Genomic DNA, 17,610 nt, shown 5'->3' with positions numbered 1-17,610 from the left:
CAGACTATGAGATTAGCAAACGGAATCGTGATTGACAAGGAAGCAACATTCGGGGCATTGAAATATTCTGCCCTCCGCCGTGAGGTTCACCTCCAGAATGAAGACGGCTCGGTATCAGAAGAAATCAAGGAGCGTACCTATGACTTAAAATCCAGAGGACAGGGGCGTATGATTCAGGTTTCTATCCCTGCCAGCGTGCCATTAAAGGAGTTCGATTACAACGCAGAGGTGGAACTTATCAATCCAGTGGCAGATACCGTGGCAACGGCTACCTTTCAGGGAGCAGAGGTGGACTGGTACATCAAGGCTGATGATATTGTTCTGAAAAAAGGTGCTGCCATGAATCCGCAATCACCAAAGAAAGAACCGCCAACAGAAAAATAAGTATGGACGCAATTACTGGATATGAAGAATACGAACAGGACTTCCGGCTGGTTTCTCTGCCGGAATACTGCTGGATGGCAGGTCAGCTTCTTATCGAAGCCCTAGAAGATTATCAGCCGCCGGAAAATCTGGCAGTTTATATGCCGGAATGTCTGTGCAGGGAGTTGTCCGGCTATACTTTTTTATTTCAAGCCCATATGGAAGACAACAAGAAAGGATATTCGCTGCTTTATATGGGCTATTTTTAATCACGGAAAGGAGGATTGTTCCCATGAAACAGCTTTTCCCCCGTGGAAAACGTATCCGCCCCACGGATAAAGACCTTGTGTTCCATACTGCCCTTGCCGCCCTGTTCCCTGTCTTCCTGCTGGTTGTCCTGCTGTTTCATATCCGGCAGATTGCCGGAACCAACTGGCAGGAAGTGTCCCTTTCCCAGATAGCACAGGACATAAATATCCCTTACCTGTTATTCAGCATGGGCGTGGCAGGGCTGGTGTGTCTTACAGCAGTTCTTCTGTTCTGGCGATACCGCAGGGACGAAGTAAAGCAGCTCATCCACCGCCAAAAGCTGGCAAGGATGGTGTTGGAAAACAAGTGGTATGAATCGGAGCAGAGAAAGGAAGACGCTTTTTTCAAGGACTTGTCTTCCAGCCGTTCCAAAGAAACCATCACTTATTTTCCCAAAATCTACTACCGGATGAAACAGGGCTTGCTCCATATCCGTGTGGAAATCACCTTGGGGAAATATCAGGAGCAGCTCTTACACTTGGAGAAAAAGCTGGAAAGCGGCTTGTACTGTGAGCTGACGGATAAGGAATTAAAGGATTCCTATGTGGAGTACACCCTGCTTTATGATACCATTGCCAACCGTATTTCCATTGAGGATGTACAGGCAAAGGACGGCAGGCTCCGGCTTATGGAAAATGTCTGGTGGGAGTATGACAAGCTCCCCCATATGCTCATTGCCGGAGGAACCGGCGGCGGAAAGACCTACTTTATCCTGACCCTCATTGAAGCCCTGCTCCGCACCAACGCCGTCCTGTTCGTATTAGACCCGAAGAACGCCGACCTTGCAGATTTACAGGCGGTTATGCCGGATGTGTACTACAAAAAGGAAGATATGCTCGCCTGCATTGACCGTTTCTATGAAGAAATGATGAAACGCAGCGAAGACATGAAGCTCATGGAGAATTACCGGACAGGGGAAAACTACGCTTACTTGGGGCTTCCGGCAAATTTCCTTATCTTTGATGAATATGTGGCATTTATGGAAATGCTCGGCACAAAAGAAAATGCCGCTGTCCTCAACAAATTAAAACAAATCGTTATGCTTGGGCGGCAGGCTGGCTTCTTCCTGATTCTCGCCTGCCAGCGTCCGGACGCAAAGTATCTGGGGGACGGAATCCGTGACCAGTTCAATTTCCGTGTGGCTCTGGGGCGGATGTCGGAAATGGGCTATGGAATGATGTTCGGGGAAACCACAAAGGATTTCTTCCTAAAGCAGATAAAAGGGCGTGGCTATGTGGATGTGGGAACCAGTGTTATCTCAGAGTTTTACACGCCCCTTGTGCCAAAAGGACACGATTTCCTCAAAGAAATAAAAAAGCTCATAGACAGCAGGCAGGGAGTGCAGGCGGCGTGCGAAGCGAAAGCCGCAGAAACGGACTGACCTGCTGTGGCTGGTGTGCCGCAAGGCACGCCAGCATGAACCCCTCGTATCTAACAGAGGGGTACAAATCGACAGGCAATAACCAAACAACAGGGCAGAATCCCACGGTACACAAGGGATTTTCCCATATCCGGCGTATGTCAACAAGGCTCTGAAAGTTGACATACGCTTTTTTAGACAGGAGGGATTTTCACTGAATGAAGAAACATGGGTACGGAACATCAAAGAGAAACGGGAAAGTTACGGTATCTCACAACAGAAACTTGCCCTAGCTGCCGGAATCACCCGTCCGTACCTGAGCGATATTGAAACGGGCAAGGCTCACCCATCCGAAGCATTACAGGAAGCCATCACGGAAGCTCTGGAACGCTTTAACCCAGACGCTCCCCTTGAAATGCTCTTTGACTATGTGCGGATTCGCTTTCCCACTACAGATGTGAAGCATATCGTGGAAGACGTGCTGCGGCTAAAGCTGCCTTACTTTATCCATGAAGACTACGGCTTCTACTCTTACACGGAGCATTACTATCTTGGGGATATTTTCGTTTTGGTATCGCCGGAACTGGAAAAAGGGGTGCTGCTGGAACTGAAAGGGCGTGGCTGCCGCCAGTTTGAAAGCTATCTGCTGGCACAGGAACGGAGCTGGTATGAATTTTTCATGGACGTTCTCATGGAGGACGGCGTGATGAAGCGGCTTGACCTCGCTATCAATGACAAAACGGGAATCCTGAACATTCCCCATCTGACAGAGAAGTGCCGGAATGAGGAATGTATCTCGGTCTTCCGCAGCTTCAAAAGCTACCGCAGCGGCGAACTGGTACGGCGTGAGGAAAAAGAATGTATGGGGAACACCCTGTATATCGGTTCCCTCCAAAGTGAGGTGTACTTCTGCATTTACGAAAAGGACTATGAGCAGTACAAAAAGCATGATATTCCCATTGCGGACGCAGAGGTAAAGAACCGCTTTGAAATCCGGCTGAAAAATGAGCGTGCCTTTTACGCCATCCGTGACCTGTTAGAACATGACAATCCAGAACGGACAGCTTTTCAAATCATCAACCGCTATATCCGGTTCGTGGACAGGGACGATACGAAGCCCCGTTCTGACTGGCGTATCAATGAGGAATGGGCGTGGTTTATTGGGGAACACAGGGGAAGTCTGAAACTGACAACGAAACCGGAACCCTATTCCTTTGAACGCACCCTGCACTGGCTCTCCCATCAGGTAGCCCCCACGTTAAAGCTGGCTCTCCGTCTGGATAAGATGAACCACACCCAGATTGTCCATGACATCATCACCCATGCAAAGCTGACGGAGAAGCACGAAAAAATCCTGAAGCAGCAAGCCGCCGCTGCAAAGGAGGTGGTGCTTTAACGGTGGCAATTTTGGAACCTAAGAACTCTTACAGGAAAGAAAGGAGCTTTTATGAATTTCGGACAGAATCTTTACAACTGGTTTTTATCCAACGCCCAGTCCCTTGTGCTGCTGGCAATCGTGGTGATTGGACTGTACCTCGGATTTAAGAGGGAATTTTCCAAACTTATCGGCTTTTTAGTAGTGTCCCTTGTAGCGGTTGGTCTGGTCTTCAATGCGGACGGTGTAAAGGACATCTTACTGGAACTGTTTAATAAGATTATCGGTGCATAGGAAAAAACATATTACACTTCCGTTATGGAGCAAGCTCTGATTGCTTCATGGCGGAAGTCCACTAGGGGCTTGGGGAGCGTAACTCCCCAAACAACCTGACAGAGAAAGGACGTGATACTGATTGAGGAAATGAAAATCTACATCCTGAACACCACAAGGTTTTACCATGAGGATTTTGAGGAATATCCGGGGGCATGGTTTTCCTGCCCCGTGGATTTTGAAGAAATCAGGGAACGTCTTGGGGTTCAGAGTGAGGAAGAAATCGAAATTGAAGACTATGAGCTGCCGTTTCCATTGGAGGGCAACACAAGGCTCTGGGAAATCAACGCCCTTTGCCGGATGGTACAGGAAATGCAGGGAACGCCTCTCTATTATGAAATGGATGTGGTACAAAAGCGGTGGTTTTCCAGCTTTACGGAATTTATCGACCACAAAGACCAGATACGCTGCTATCCGGTGCAGGACGGAGAATCCCTCGCCCATTATCTGGTGCAGGAGATTCAGGTATTCGGAGAAATACACCCAGACTTAATGAACCATATCGACTACGCTGCCATTGGTCGGGAGCTGGAAACCAGCGAAAACTACCTGTTTACGGACAATGGTATCTTTTATTACCGCTAAAAGGAGGTGAAGGAACTTGGAAGAAATGCGGATTTACATTGCCAACTTAGGAAAATACAATGAGGGCGAACTGGTAGGGGCATGGTTCACGCCGCCTGTGGATTTTGAGGAAGTCACGGAACGTATCGGCTTGAATGATGAATATGAGGAATATGCCATCCATGATTATGAGCTGCCCTTTGCGATTGACGAATATACCCCCATTGAGGAAGTCAACCGCCTGTGTGAAATGGTGGAGGACTTACCGGAATATATTCAGGAGGAACTATCAGAGCTGCAATCCTACTTTGGCAGTATCGAAGAACTCTGTGAGCATGAAGACGATATTATCTGCCATTCCGGCTGTGACGATATGGCGGATGTGGCTCGCTACTATCTGGAAGAAACCGGACAGCTTGGGGAACTTCCGGCACACTTACAAAACTATATCGACTATGCCGCCTATGGGCGTGACATGGAATTGGAGGGAACCTTTGTTGTCACGAACCACGGCGTATATGAAATCTTACGGTAGACCCGTCTGTATCTCCTTTGGGAAATGCAGGCGGATTTTTTATTCAGGGGCGGCTTTGGCTGCCCCCATCTTTTAGAAAGGACGGACAACATGAAAAAAATACGAAGCTATACCAGTATCTGGTCGGTGGAAAAGGTACTCTATTCCATCAATGATTTTAAGCTGCCATTCCCCATCACGTTCACACAGATGGCGTGGTTCGTGGTATCGGTGTTTGCAGTTATGCTCTTGGGGAACCTCCCTCCCCTTTCGTTCATTGACGGGGCATTTTTAAAATACTTCGGCGTACCCTTTGCCCTCACTTGGTTCATGTGCCAGAAGACCTTTGACGGGAAGAAGCCTTACGGCTTCCTGAAATCCGTACTGGCATATCTGGTACGCCCGAAACTGACCTATGCAGGAAAGCCCGTGAAGCTGGAAAAGGAATATCCGGCACAGCCCATCACGGCAGTAAGGAGTGATATTTATGGCATATCCGATTAAATATATCGAAAATAACCTTGTGTTCAACCATGACGGGGAGTGCTTCGCTTACTATGAGCTGCTTCCCTACAACTATTCCTTTTTAAGCCCTGAACAGAAATATCAGGTACACGATTCGTTCCGGCAGCTTATCGCCCAGAACAGGGACGGAAAGATTCATGCCCTGCAAATCAGCACCGAATCCAGCATACGGGCGGCACAGGAACGCTCCAAACAGGAAGTGACGGGCAAGTTAAAGGATGTTGCCTGTGCAAAGATTGACGCACAGACCGAAGCCCTGATTTCCATGATAGGGGAAAATCAGGTAGACTATCGCTTTTTTATCGGCTTCAAGCTGCTTGTCAATGAGCAGGAAGTCACCATGAAACAGTTCCGCAGGGAAGCAAAGACCGCCGTTTCCAATTTCCTCCATGAAGTCAACCACAAACTCATGGGGGATTTTGTTTCCATGAGCAATGAAGAAATCTGGCGGTTTCAGAAGATGGAAAAGCTGCTGGAAAGTAAAATCTCACGCCGCTTCAAAGTCCGGCGGCTTAACAAGGACGATTTTGGCTATCTGATTGAGCATTTATACGGGCAGACCGGAACCGCCTACGAAGATTATGAGTATTATCTTCCGAAGAAACGGTTTCAGGAGGAAACGCTGGTGAAATACTATGACCTCATCAAACCCACCCGTTGTCTGATAGAGGAAAACCAGCGGTATCTGAAAATCGAACAGGAAGACGGGACAGTTTATGCCGCCTACTTTACCATCAACAGCATTGTAGGGGAACTGGACTTCCCATCCTCGGAAATCTTTTACTATCAGCAGCAGCAATTCACTTTTCCCATTGATACCTCTATGAATGTGGAGATTGTGACAAACCGGAAAGCCCTCTCCACGGTGCGGAACAAGAAAAAAGAGCTGAAAGATTTGGACAACCACGCATGGCAGAATGACAGTGAAACCAGTACAAACGTGGTGGACGCTTTAGACAGCGTAAATGAGCTGGAATCCACCTTAGACCAGAGCAAGGAATCCATGTATAAGCTGTCCTATGTGGTGCGTGTGACAGCTCCCGACTTGGAAGAACTGAAACGCCGCTGCAATGAGGTGAAAGATTTTTATGACGATTTGAACGTGAAGCTGGTTCGCCCCTTTGGGGATATGCTGGGGCTGCATGGGGAATTTCTCCCTGCCAGCAAACGGTATCTGAACGATTACATCCAGTATGTCACCAGTGACTTCCTCGCTGGTCTTGGTTTCGGAGCAACCCAGATGTTGGGGGAACCAGAGGGTATTTATATCGGGTACAGCCTTGATACAGGAAGAAATGTGTACTTAAAACCTGCCCTTGCCAGTCAAGGGGTAAAAGGCTCTGTTACCAACGCCCTTGCTGCCGCTTTTGTCGGCTCCCTCGGCGGTGGAAAATCATTCAGCAACAACATGATTGTCTATTATTCCGTACTATTTGGGGCACAGGCTCTCATTGTTGACCCGAAAGCGGAACGGGGACGCTGGAAAGAAACCCTGCCGGAAATCGCCCATGAAATCAATATCGTAAACCTGACCTCAGAGGAACAGAACAGGGGCTTACTTGACCCCTATGTGATTATGGAGAACCCAAAGGATTCCGAATCACTGGCAATCGACATCCTGACCTTTTTAACCGGCATTTCCAGCCGTGACGGGGAAAAGTTCCCTGTTCTTCGGAAAGCCATCCGTGCAGTGACAAACAGTGAGGAACGGGGACTTTTCAAAGTGATTGAGGAACTTCGGGCGGAGGGAACCACCATCAGCACCAGCATAGCCGACCATATCGAATCCTTTACGGACTATGACTTTGCACACCTGCTCTTTTCGGATGGGGATGTCACACAGTCCATCAGCCTTGAAAAGCAGCTCAATATCATTCAGGTGGCGGATTTGGTGCTGCCGGATAAAGAAACCTCGTTTGAAGAATACACCACAATGGAGCTGCTTTCCGTGGCAATGCTCATTGTAATCAGCACCTTTGCCCTCGACTTTATCCACACCGACCGCAGCGTGTTTAAGATTGTGGATTTGGATGAAGCATGGAGCTTCTTACAGGTGGCACAGGGCAAGACCCTCTCTATGAAGCTGGTTCGTGCCGGACGTGCCATGAACGCAGGCGTTTACTTTGTCACCCAGAACACGGACGATTTGCTGGATGAAAAGCTGAAAAACAATCTGGGCTTGAAGTTTGCGTTCCGTTCCACAGACATCAACGAAATCAAGAAGACCCTCGCCTTTTTTGGGGTGGATTCCGAAGATGAAAACAACCAGAAGCGGCTCCGTGACTTGGAAAACGGGCAGTGCCTTATCAGTGATTTGTACGGGCGTGTGGGAGTGATACAGTTCCATCCTATCTTTGAAGACCTGTTCCATGCCTTTGATACCAGACCGCCCATGAGAAAAGAGGTGGATTGATGGTGATACATAGAACTTCCAACGGGCAGCAACTCCCTGTTCCCTATTCAGCAAAAAAGGGCTTGTCTTGGAAAATAGCAGGAAAATTGATTGGCAGGGTGCTTCTGGCACTCCTGCTCATCCTCCTGTTGCTTGCAGTCTTCGGCACAGCCGCCCACGCTGCCGGACTGGTGGATGATACGGTGGACGCTGCCAACGAATACAGCAAATACCCTCTGGACAACTACCAGCTTGATTTTTATGTGGACAGCGGATGGGACTGGCTCCCGTGGAACTGGCTGGACGGTATCGGAAAACAGGTGATGTACGGGCTGTATGCCATCACAAATTTTATCTGGACAATCAGCCTGTACCTTTCCAACGCCACAGGGTATCTGATTCAGGAAGCCTACTCGTTGGACTTCATTTCCTCTACGGCGGATTCCATTGGGAAAAATATGCAGACCTTGGCAGGCGTTACCACAGGCGGCTTGTCCTCGGAGGGATTTTATATCGGGTTCCTGCTGATTCTCATTCTGGTGGTGGGGATTTACGTTGCCTACACAGGGCTTATCAAACGGGAAACCACAAAAGCCATCCATGCCGTTGTGAATTTCGTGGTGGTGTTCGTGCTGTCCGCTGCCTTTATCGCCTATGCTCCTGATTATATCGGGAAAATCAATGAATTTTCCGCAGACATCAGCAATGCCAGCCTGACCCTTGGCACAAAGATTGTGCTGCCAAACTCGGAAAGCCAGGGAAAAGACAGTGTGGATTTGATACGGGACAGCCTGTTTTCCATTCAGGTCAAACAGCCGTGGCTCCTGCTGCAATACGGCAACTCGGATGTGGAAAGTATTGGGGCTGACCGTGTGGAACACCTGCTCTCAACCAGTCCAGACGAAAACAACGGGCAGGACAGGGAAGAAATCGTGGTGGAGGAAATCGAAGACAGGGAAAATACCAACCTTACCATCACAAAGACCATCAACCGCTTGGGAACCGTCTTCTTCCTGTTCATGTTCAATATCGGTATCTCCGTTTTTGTATTCCTGCTCACGGGGATAATGATTTTTTCACAGGTGCTTTTTATCATCTACGCCATGTTCCTGCCTGTGAGCTTCCTCCTTAGCATGGTTCCCTCTTTTGAGGGGATGTCCAAACGTGCCATTACAAAACTGTTCAATACCATCCTTACCAGAGCCGGAATCACCCTGATTATCACGGTAGCGTTCAGCATTTCCACCATGCTCTACAACCTGTCTGGGGAATATCCGTTCTTCCTGACGGCGTTCTTGCAGATAGTGACCTTTGCCGGAATTTATTTTAAGCTGGGGGATTTGATGGGGATGTTCTCCTTACAGAGCGGCGATTCCCAAAGTATGGGGAGCCGTATCATGCGAAGACCCCGTATGCTCATGCACGCCCATATGCACCGTTTACAGCATAAGTTAGGGCGTTCTGTGGCAGCTCTTGGGGCTGGAACGGCTGCATACCACGCAGGGAAACAAGCTAGCCCAGACCAGAGAAATGCTTCCAACTCCGGTACTTCCAAAAATACACAGGCAGACCACACCCGACCAAACGGACGGGCAGCACCAGAAAAGGAATCTGCATGGAAACGGGCTGGCTCTGCTGTGGGTGCGGTGGCAGATACCAAAGATAAGATAGCCGATACTGCCGGACAGCTTCGGGAGCAGGCAAAGGATTTGCCTGTCAATGCAAAGTACGCCCTTTACCACGGGAAAACACAGGTATCAGAGGGAGTACGGGATTTTACTTCCAGCGTGACCCAGACCCGAACTGCCAGAGCCGAACAGCGGAACGCACAGGCAGAAAGCCGCAGACAGACCATTGCAGAACGCAGGGCGGAACTGGAACAGGCAAAACAGCCGCAACAGACAGCTTCCGAATCCCCCAAAGGGGCGGCTCCCGTCCATGAACGCCCTGTTACTGCAAAGCAGCCGGAAGATTTCCGACATCATGCAGATACCACTCATACAGGAAAACCAGCCATGCAGCCGGTTTCCCCATCCATCAGGGAACGGGGACAGGTTCCTTATGGGGGAACTGTGGCAGAACGGGCTTCGGTTCCGGTAGTAAAGGCAGCTTCCATCCACCATGAACAGATACCGTCTGCAAGGACAGAACGCCAGATACTCCCTCCGGCTTCCCCAGACAAACCAGAGGAAAGACAAAAGGCAAATACGGCTCCTGTGATACCGGAAAGAAAACGGGCTGCCCCTGCGGTAAAAGAATCGAACTTTACCATCCGGCGTACCACCGCCAGAAAGGAGTGGACAAAAACGGTAACAGCGGCTGCCAAACAAAAGAAAGGGGAGAAACCATGAAGTTAAGACACCTTTTCTTTGCCTGTTCCGGCGTGTTCGTGATGATGTTCTCCCTGCTCCTTTTGGTGGTGATTGTCTTCTCGGATGAGGAAGACGGCGGAAGCGGCGGAAACCTTATCTATGGGGGCGTGAGCGTATCACAGGAAGTCCTCGCCCATAAGCCTATGCTGGAAAAGTATGCAAGGGAATATGGCATAGAGGAATACTTAAATGTGCTGCTCGCCATCATTCAGGTGGAATCCGGCGGCACGCTGGAAGACGTTATGCAGTCCTCGGAATCTCTGGGGCTTCCCCCGAACTCCCTTAGTACAGAGGAATCCATCAAACAGGGCTGCAAGTATTTCTCGGAACTGCTCGCAGCGGCAGAAACAAAGGGCTGTGACTTAAACAGCGTGATTCAATCCTATAATTACGGCGGCGGTTTCCTAGACTATGTGGCAGGACACGGAAAAAAATACACCTTTGAACTGGCAGAAAGCTTCGCAAGGGACAAATCCGGCGGAAAGAAAGTCACCTACACCAACCCTGTTGCGGTAGAGAAAAACGGGGGCTGGCGGTATTCCTATGGAAATATGTTCTATGTCCTCTTGGTATCGCAATACCTGACCGTGGCACAGTTTGATGATGAAACGGTACAGGCTATCATGGAGGAAGCCTTAAAGTATGAGGGATGGACATATGTGTATGGGGGCGATTCCCCCTCCACTTCCTTTGACTGTTCGGGACTGGTGCAGTGGTGCTATGGCAAGGCAGGAATCGCCCTGCCACGGACAGCACAGGAACAGTACAATGTGACGCAGCACATCCCCCTGTCCGAAGCAAAAGCAGGGGATTTGGTCTTTTTCCACTCCACCTACAACGCCGGAACCTACATCACCCATGTGGGGCTGTATGTGGGAAATAACCGGATGTACCATGCCGGAAATCCCATTGGTTACGCAGACCTGACAGGCTCCTACTGGCAACAGCACCTTGCCGGAGCCGGACGAATCAAACAATAAGAAAGGATGAACCGATATGATTCAGATTAGAAAAGAGGATAACCAGAAAAAGCAGAAAGAAAAGAAACTGAAAGTTTACAAAGTCAATACCCACAAAAAAACCGTGATTGCCCTGTGGGTGCTGCTGGCAATGAGCTTCCTGTTTGCCGTCTATAAGAATTTCACGGCGATAGACATTCATACTGTCCATGAAACCAAAGTGATTGAGGAAACCATCCTCGACACTCACAAGATAGAAAACTTTGTGGAGAATTTCGCAGAAGTCTACTATTCATGGGAACAGTCTGCCGCTTCCATTGATAACCGGACAAACGCTTTAAAAGGGTATCTCACCGGAGAACTGCAAGCCGTGAATGTAGATACTGTCCGAAAGGACATCCCCGTATCGTCTGCCCTCACCGACTTCCAGATATGGGAAATCACAGAAGAAAAGGAGCAGCATTATCAAGTAACCTATACGGTGGAACAGCGTATCACAGAGGGAGAATCCAGTAAAACCGTCCGTTCCGCCTATCAGGTGACCGTCTATGTGGACAGTTCTGGGAACCTGACGATTATCCAGAACCCAACCATTACCAGCGTTCCCGTAAAATCCGGCTACACTCCAAAAGCGGTACAAAGTGACGGTACGGTGGATTCCATCACCACGGAGGAAATCAACGAATTTCTCACTACCTTTTTCAAGCTGTACCCTACGGCAACCGCAAAGGAGCTGACCTATTATGTGAATGAGGGCGTGCTGAACCCTGTGGGGAAAGAATATATCTTCTCGGAACTGGTAAATCCTGTCTACAACCGAAACGGAAATCAGGTGACAGCTTCCCTTGCAGTAAAATATCTGGATAACCAGACCATGACAACACAGGTATCGCAGTTTTACCTTGTGCTGGAAAAGAACGGGGAAAACTGGAAAATTGTGAAATAGTTATAGAGAAACGTGCATTTCTCATTTGGAGATTTGCACGTTTCTCTTACAAAGTATTTAAAAGAAATTTTCGTTTAATCTTTATATTTTTGATTAGCTCCCAGCAGTAGTGTATCAATTGCTTCGGATAATTCTTTTCTTACTTTATCAGGATTTGAAAAGGCATATCTTAATTGTAATGTTGTATAACCATGAAGCATACCTGTTACCATGCTCAAAATTTCAGTGGTCTTATCTGGATTAAAGCCACATGAGCAAATAAGTGTTTTAAGTAAAGATAGATAATCATTAAAAATGATTGCTGTTTCCTCTGTTCCATTCCAACTAGCCCATTGAATTATTTCATACACACCGGGATGTTCAATCATATAATTAAGATATTCAACTGCCACTAATTTTAACGCTGAATCCCCTGTCTTACCGATTGCTGCACGAATCATTTTTTCATTCATAGTACGCATACCACTATGTGCTATCTCCCTAAGAAGTTCATCCAAACTTCCTATATGATTATATAAGGAGGGGGTACGAATCCCTAAATTTTCAGCAATAGCTTTCAAAGAAACATTATGAAGTCCATTTCTATCAGCCATATCAGACGCTGTTTTTATAACTTCGGCTCTTGTAACTCGCATATTCATTTTCCTCTTTCTTCACATCATTTACCTCATTTTAAGTAATTAAATTAGCGAAGTCAATAATTAGGTTAGAAAAAAAGAACTTTTATATTGACAAATTGTCTTATAATATTTAATATTACTAATATAATTAGTTTTAATACTACTATAATTAGTTTATGAAAGGAACTACAAATATGTGTACAAGATTTGTGTATAATGGGAAAGAAACCATTGTTGGGTTCAATTTTGATATTGACCTTTCTGAATGGGAACATACCGTAATTGCTGAAAAAGACCGTTTTTTTTTAGGGATAAAAATGTCCGATAATAAGTATCACTCTTTTCACGGAATCAATAGAAATGGGAATGTTGGCACATTGTTGTATGTACATGGAAATGACAATGCACAATTTTGCGGTAATGAATCATGCTATACAATAGCTGATTTGACAGAAAATTTTATAAAAGGCAACCTCTCTTTTGATGATTCATTGGAAATAGTGAAAAAAAAGAAAATTACTTATGCTCCTGACACTACTATGCAGGCTATGTTTTCAGATAGAACTGGGCGTGTTCTCATTATTGAACCGGGGATTGGGTATCGTTTGGAAAAAGAAAAATATTCCTTAATAACAAATTACTCCATTTTAAAACCAGAATTGACTAATCCATATGTTTTATCTGGGGATAACAGATATGAAAAGGCAAAGGATTTACTGCAAGGATATGGAGAAAACTTCTCTATTTCCAACGCCTTTGATGTACTTAGGTCAGTACGTCAGGAAGGACTTTGGGCAACCAGAGTTTCTTTTGTATATTCCGTTACTAAAAATAAGGTATATTATGTGTTGAACAATGATTTCAAAAATATTGCAGAGTATCAATTCTAATATCACTGCAATTATAAGCAAAAGTGGAGGATTTACATTTCCCCCACTTCCTTAGATTTGACAATACCATCTGCCTATTGCAATTTTTATTTACTTTTCCATCAATATTTCAAACAACAATTTCTACTTCGACAATCAAGTTAATTTATGTTGTTTAACCTCTATTTCCTTTGTCTACTAAGACATTTAATTATTTACCATACATCTGTGATAATTTTTAATTTGCCTATTGACTTTAACGTTACGTCATAGTATATGATAAAACCAAAAGGAGGAACTAGAATTATGAAAATATCCGCTATCCGTTCTGACAAAGTTTATTCAAAAATTATGAATGCACCGTTAGACAAAAAAAATGACATTTATAGATATGAACTTATGAAGCCTTTTGAAAAAAAGTGGGCTTGTTATAGTGTTCCTATGAAAGCTCTAACGCCTAATGGATATGATGTAATTATGGCAAGCGAAATGCTTGGACATATCGCCCCAACCGCTGTTGACCAAAAGCAACAAAATAATATTAAGCTAATTTCTGATAATACACTCTGGGAAAAATGTGAGTTATCCATTCAGCAGTCGTTGAATTGCTTTGTTGAACACGGTGTTAATCTACCCATTAAAGAATATGCGTTTACAATTTTACTTGCAAATGCTAAAAATCCTTACATTATTTTAAATGATGGTTACTGTGGTGATGGTGGTATTCCAGGATATATTTTTTCTTGGTTACTACCTAATGAATACACTTTATCACATCTTCATGTAGCATTAGCACATGAAACTAATCACAACGTACGATTTCAATTTATTAAATGGAAGAATGACATCACTCTTGGTGAAATGATAGTCAATGAGGGATTGGCAGAAAACTTTGCAACATTTCTGTATGGTGAAGATAAAGCAGGTCCTTGGGTAACAAAAACTGATATAGAAACCTTAAATGAATATATTAAGCCTATTATTCGGGACGGTTTAAATGTTCAAGGATTAGAAAATCTGAATGCATACCTTTATGGTGATGAAATGGCAGCATTACAAAACTATCCTCAGGTCGGATTACCCTATTGTTCCGGATATGCGTGTGGCTATCACTTGATTAAACACTACTTGCAAAAGACTGGAAAAAACATTGTCGAAGCAACTCTATTACCTGCAAAAGAAATTTTAAATGCTACGGAGGATTTCTGGAATGAATGAAAAAGCTAAAACAGTCCATGAAGTTGCTAAATTAACAGGTATTACTGCTCGAACACTACATTATTATGATGAAATTGGTTTATTAAAACCATCTATTATAACCGAAGCAAAATACCGTCAGTATACAGACGACGATTTAACTAGGCTTCAGGAAATTTTGTTTTTTAGAGAAGTTGGATTCGCCCTAAAAGAAATTAAGGAACTGCTGGATTCACCTCATTATGTTCGTTCAGAAGCATTAGAGCGTCATGTACTGATTTTGGAAGCTCAGAAAGAACGAATAGAAGCTTTGATTTCACTTGTAAAAGACACAATCAACGGAAATAAAGAAATTAAATTTTCTGCATTTTCAAATGCAAAAATACTTGAGTTACAATCGCAATTTCAAGAAGAAGTATTAGAACAATGGGGAAATACTGAAAGTTTCAGAGAATACAAGACTATGTTTTCTTCCCATTCAAAGCAAATACAAGAGAAAGAAATAGAATCTTTTTATTCAATGGCTCGCAATATTTTTGAAAAACTAGCTATGTATGAAAATAGTCCTGCGGAAAGTTCAGAAGTACAAGCAATAGTACATGAATGGCAACAATATATTTCTGAACACTTTTATGAATGTAATAAACAAATTTTATCTAATTTGGGAGTTCTCTATATTACAGATGAAAGATTTACCACTTTTATAAATAGATTTAGTAGTGGAAATCTTGCAGCTTTTTTTAATGAAGCAATACAAATTTTTTGCAGAGGTTCAGAATGAATATGATGGAGTGGGTTATTTGTCCTATATGCAACAATAAAACAAGGATTAAAATACGAAAAGATACACAGCTAAAAAACTTTCCGTTGTATTGTCCAAAATGTAAAAAAGAAAGTTTGATATGCGTAAATAACTTCAAAATAGAAATTATCAAAGAGCCAGACGCCTAGACGCAGAGCCGATAATTTATAAGCTATATAGCTTATAGACTATCGGCTCATTTTAATTTCAATCTTATTCTTGCAGGCAATAGAAGTTATTTATCTTCCATTTCCTTGTATTTGACAATACCATCTGCAACGCTTTCCATGATAACAAGGTCTGCGTCTGTAAAATTGTCAATTTTGCTTTCAAGCTGTCTTCGTCTGCTGCTTTTTGCCAGACTATCAGAGGATAAAAAGAACTCATCCACTGATACATTCAGCAGAGATACAAGGTCGTACAGCACCTGTAAACTTGGGTGCTGCCCTTTATTCTCAATATTGGTTAAATAGCGTGGGTCAATTTCAATCATTGCTCCCACCTGTTCACGGGTCAAACCCTGTTTTTTGCGGGCTTCTTTTATGGCAAGCCCAAACGCCCTGAAATCATATTTATCTTCTTTTTTACGCATAATACACCACCTCTGTACATTTTACTGTTCCTGTTGTAATAGCGACAGGTATAGAAAAACGTATTACATAGTTGTACAGTTCCTATTATGCGTATCAAAGATAAAACTATGCTGCCGAAACGGAAATAAAAAAAACCGTTATTTGGCAGCATACTTTCCCTGCGTCAAAATCACATCATCTTTTCCAGACGACGGTTTAACAAAAGCCGCCGTCTTTTTTTGCATGAAATATAGATGATTTTTAAAGTCTACTACTTTATACAGACAGCGGCTTACAGGAGGAAGCCGCTATGCAAAATATTTTCTTAAATATATCTACATTCGGTAAACCGTTAAAAAAAGCCATCCACCTACGCTAGAAAAGTCTGACCTGCAATATGGTTTTTTACAATACATAGTAAGAACTATCGAAGCACACAAGCAGAAATATCGTCTGTTTGCGTGCTTTTTTAGTTGGAAGAAAAAGTTTTTAAATTTTTCTTCTCAAAACGCAACTGCACCCCCTGTCCTGTCGGGACTAAGAGCGAAAAGGGGGAAAGAAGCAGAAATTCCTATCAACTCGCTCCCTTTCAAGGCTGGAAAGGGGGTGAGCAATGATGAAGCCATCTGAATTTCAGACAACCATAGAGAACCAGTTTGATTATATCTGTAAAGTCGCTATGGAGGATGAACGCAAAGACTATCTCAAAGCGTTGTCCAGACAGTGTAAACGGGAAACCCTGTTCTGTGATATGGACGATTACACCGTCAATCTGTTTTCTTCCGAAGACACCTATCCCTCCCATTTCCATACTTTTGAAATGGATGGATTTACTGTCCGCATTGAAAACAGCCTATTAGCAGAAGCATTAGAAAATCTGGATGGAAAGAAACGTGACGTTATCCTGAGATATTATTTCCTCGGATTTGACGATACGGAAATTTCAAAAATTCTGGAAGTCAACCGTTCTACCATCCAGAGAAGAAGACACGCCGGACTGGAATTTATCAAAAAATTTATGGAGGAAGAAGCATGACAGCAAAGCACCCTATGATTCCGTTTCCTGTGATTGTCAGGGCTGCGGACGGCGATATTGAAGCAGTCAACCAGATTGTACGCCATTACAGCGGTTTTATTGCCAGCCGTTCCATGCGTCCCATGAAAGACGAATATGGCAATACCCACATGGTTGTAGATGAAACCCTACGCCGCCGGATGGAAACACGTCTGATTGCAAAGATTTTATCTTTTGAAATCAGGGAACCAAAGTAAAAATAACGCTCTCCTGTGGAAGCATGGACAAGCCCATGCTTCCCAGACAGAGCTTGCCAGTCTATTAAAGTGCATTATCACCAGTGCATTTTAACAGGCTGACAAAGCCAGATTGTTCCTTGAAAAAGAAAGCGTCTAATCAACGCAGCATAAAGCAGCCGAATACGTTTCGATAGAAAGAGAGCCGTTGGGCTGGCACGCCGTAACCCACCAAAGGAGGGATGAAACCGGATAGCGATTCCTGCCAGCGTTCCATAAGCAGCTTA

General features: G+C 44.7%; 20 protein-coding genes. 18 read left to right on the top strand and 2 right to left on the bottom strand.

Features of this window, described 5'->3' with window-relative positions:
- Positions 1 to 6: 6 nt before the first annotated feature.
- The 12 genes from PG766_RS00255 (at position 7) to PG766_RS00200 (ending at position 12,012) form a co-directional block, all read left to right on the top strand.
- Entirely contained in the window at positions 7 to 384 is a 378-nt protein-coding gene (locus PG766_RS00255; RefSeq protein WP_118263303.1) for a YdcP family protein, read from the top strand.
- Positions 385 to 386: 2 nt separating this feature from the next.
- Positions 387 to 632, top strand: coding sequence for a hypothetical protein (locus PG766_RS00250; RefSeq protein ID WP_103900071.1), 246 nt, complete (start codon positions 387 to 389; stop codon positions 630 to 632).
- A gap of 23 nt (positions 633 to 655) precedes the next feature.
- On the top strand, positions 656 to 2,053 hold the full coding sequence (locus PG766_RS00245; protein WP_103900072.1) for an FtsK/SpoIIIE domain-containing protein: 1,398 nt from the start codon (positions 656 to 658) through the stop codon (positions 2,051 to 2,053).
- Positions 2,054 to 2,204: 151 nt separating this feature from the next.
- Positions 2,205 to 3,428 carry a MobT family relaxase gene (gene mobT / locus PG766_RS00240; protein ID WP_270590341.1) on the top strand — a complete coding sequence of 408 codons (1,224 nt, stop codon included), beginning with the start codon at positions 2,205 to 2,207 and terminating at the stop codon, positions 3,426 to 3,428.
- Positions 3,429 to 3,479: 51 nt separating this feature from the next.
- Positions 3,480 to 3,701, top strand: a complete 222-nt coding sequence (locus tag PG766_RS00235) for a hypothetical protein (RefSeq protein WP_002570387.1) — start codon at positions 3,480 to 3,482, stop codon at positions 3,699 to 3,701.
- 129 nt (positions 3,702 to 3,830) lie between these two features.
- On the top strand, positions 3,831 to 4,325 hold the full coding sequence (locus PG766_RS00230) for an antirestriction protein ArdA (protein WP_103900082.1): 495 nt from the start codon (positions 3,831 to 3,833) through the stop codon (positions 4,323 to 4,325).
- A 25-nt stretch (positions 4,326 to 4,350) separates the two neighbouring features.
- The gene (locus PG766_RS00225) at positions 4,351 to 4,839 is read left to right on the top strand and encodes an antirestriction protein ArdA (protein ID WP_370764339.1); all 489 of its coding nucleotides are present in this window, start codon (positions 4,351 to 4,353) and stop codon (positions 4,837 to 4,839) included.
- Between the two features lie 90 nt (positions 4,840 to 4,929).
- Positions 4,930 to 5,322 carry a conjugal transfer protein gene (locus PG766_RS00220; RefSeq protein ID WP_005427021.1) on the top strand — a complete coding sequence of 131 codons (393 nt, stop codon included), beginning with the start codon at positions 4,930 to 4,932 and terminating at the stop codon, positions 5,320 to 5,322.
- The gene (locus PG766_RS00215) at positions 5,306 to 7,756 is read left to right on the top strand and encodes an ATP-binding protein (RefSeq protein WP_118263305.1); all 2,451 of its coding nucleotides are present in this window, start codon (positions 5,306 to 5,308) and stop codon (positions 7,754 to 7,756) included. The genes PG766_RS00220 and PG766_RS00215 overlap by 17 nt, the downstream gene beginning before the upstream one ends.
- Positions 7,756 to 10,086 carry a CD3337/EF1877 family mobilome membrane protein gene (locus PG766_RS00210; RefSeq protein WP_215634007.1) on the top strand — a complete coding sequence of 777 codons (2,331 nt, stop codon included), beginning with the start codon at positions 7,756 to 7,758 and terminating at the stop codon, positions 10,084 to 10,086. Before PG766_RS00215 ends, PG766_RS00210 begins: the two co-directional genes overlap by 1 nt.
- Positions 10,083 to 11,087, top strand: a complete 1,005-nt coding sequence (locus tag PG766_RS00205) for a bifunctional lytic transglycosylase/C40 family peptidase (RefSeq protein WP_011861916.1) — start codon at positions 10,083 to 10,085, stop codon at positions 11,085 to 11,087. The genes PG766_RS00210 and PG766_RS00205 overlap by 4 nt, the downstream gene beginning before the upstream one ends.
- Before the next feature lie 16 nt (positions 11,088 to 11,103).
- Positions 11,104 to 12,012: a conjugal transfer protein gene (locus tag PG766_RS00200; protein WP_103900078.1), complete on the top strand. Its 909-nt coding sequence runs from the start codon at positions 11,104 to 11,106 to the stop codon at positions 12,010 to 12,012.
- Between the two features lie 74 nt (positions 12,013 to 12,086).
- On the opposite strand, the gene PG766_RS00195 is transcribed toward PG766_RS00200, so the two are convergent.
- On the bottom strand, positions 12,087 to 12,647 hold the full coding sequence (locus PG766_RS00195; RefSeq protein WP_103900079.1) for a TetR/AcrR family transcriptional regulator: 561 nt from the start codon (positions 12,645 to 12,647) through the stop codon (positions 12,087 to 12,089).
- A 179-nt stretch (positions 12,648 to 12,826) separates the two neighbouring features.
- Here PG766_RS00195 and PG766_RS00190 point away from each other — a divergent pair, with 179 nt between their 5' ends.
- The 4 genes from PG766_RS00190 (at position 12,827) to PG766_RS00175 (ending at position 15,649) form a co-directional block, all read left to right on the top strand.
- Positions 12,827 to 13,522, top strand: coding sequence for a conjugal transfer protein (locus tag PG766_RS00190; RefSeq protein WP_118263308.1), 696 nt, complete (start codon positions 12,827 to 12,829; stop codon positions 13,520 to 13,522).
- Positions 13,523 to 13,807: 285 nt separating this feature from the next.
- On the top strand, positions 13,808 to 14,719 hold the full coding sequence (locus PG766_RS00185; RefSeq protein WP_074133956.1) for a DUF2268 domain-containing protein: 912 nt from the start codon (positions 13,808 to 13,810) through the stop codon (positions 14,717 to 14,719).
- A complete protein-coding gene (locus PG766_RS00180; protein ID WP_055058896.1) occupies positions 14,712 to 15,479 on the top strand; it encodes a MerR family transcriptional regulator in 768 nt (255 codons plus the stop codon). The genes PG766_RS00185 and PG766_RS00180 overlap by 8 nt, the downstream gene beginning before the upstream one ends.
- Positions 15,476 to 15,649 (top strand): cysteine-rich KTR domain-containing protein, encoded by a 174-nt coding sequence (locus PG766_RS00175; RefSeq protein WP_055058897.1) that lies wholly within the window; start codon positions 15,476 to 15,478, stop codon positions 15,647 to 15,649. Before PG766_RS00180 ends, PG766_RS00175 begins: the two co-directional genes overlap by 4 nt.
- Before the next feature lie 86 nt (positions 15,650 to 15,735).
- Here the strand turns inward: PG766_RS00175 and PG766_RS00170 are convergent, their stop codons facing one another.
- Complete coding sequence (locus PG766_RS00170) at positions 15,736 to 16,092, bottom strand: helix-turn-helix domain-containing protein (protein WP_103900081.1); 357 nt, start codon at positions 16,090 to 16,092, stop codon at positions 15,736 to 15,738.
- Positions 16,093 to 16,685: 593 nt separating this feature from the next.
- Here PG766_RS00170 and PG766_RS00165 point away from each other — a divergent pair.
- Positions 16,686 to 17,108: an RNA polymerase sigma factor gene (locus tag PG766_RS00165; RefSeq protein ID WP_022615780.1), complete on the top strand. Its 423-nt coding sequence runs from the start codon at positions 16,686 to 16,688 to the stop codon at positions 17,106 to 17,108.
- Complete coding sequence (locus PG766_RS00160; RefSeq protein WP_009255079.1) at positions 17,105 to 17,344, top strand: helix-turn-helix domain-containing protein; 240 nt, start codon at positions 17,105 to 17,107, stop codon at positions 17,342 to 17,344. The genes PG766_RS00165 and PG766_RS00160 overlap by 4 nt, the downstream gene beginning before the upstream one ends.
- Positions 17,345 to 17,610 lie beyond the last annotated feature (266 nt).

The organism is Coprococcus sp. LG101-27, assembly GCF_027695515.1.
In the GTDB taxonomy this organism is placed as follows: Bacteria; Bacillota; Clostridia; order Lachnospirales; family Lachnospiraceae; genus Allocoprococcus; species Allocoprococcus comes.
This window is presented reverse-complemented; position numbering and strand designations above follow the sequence as displayed.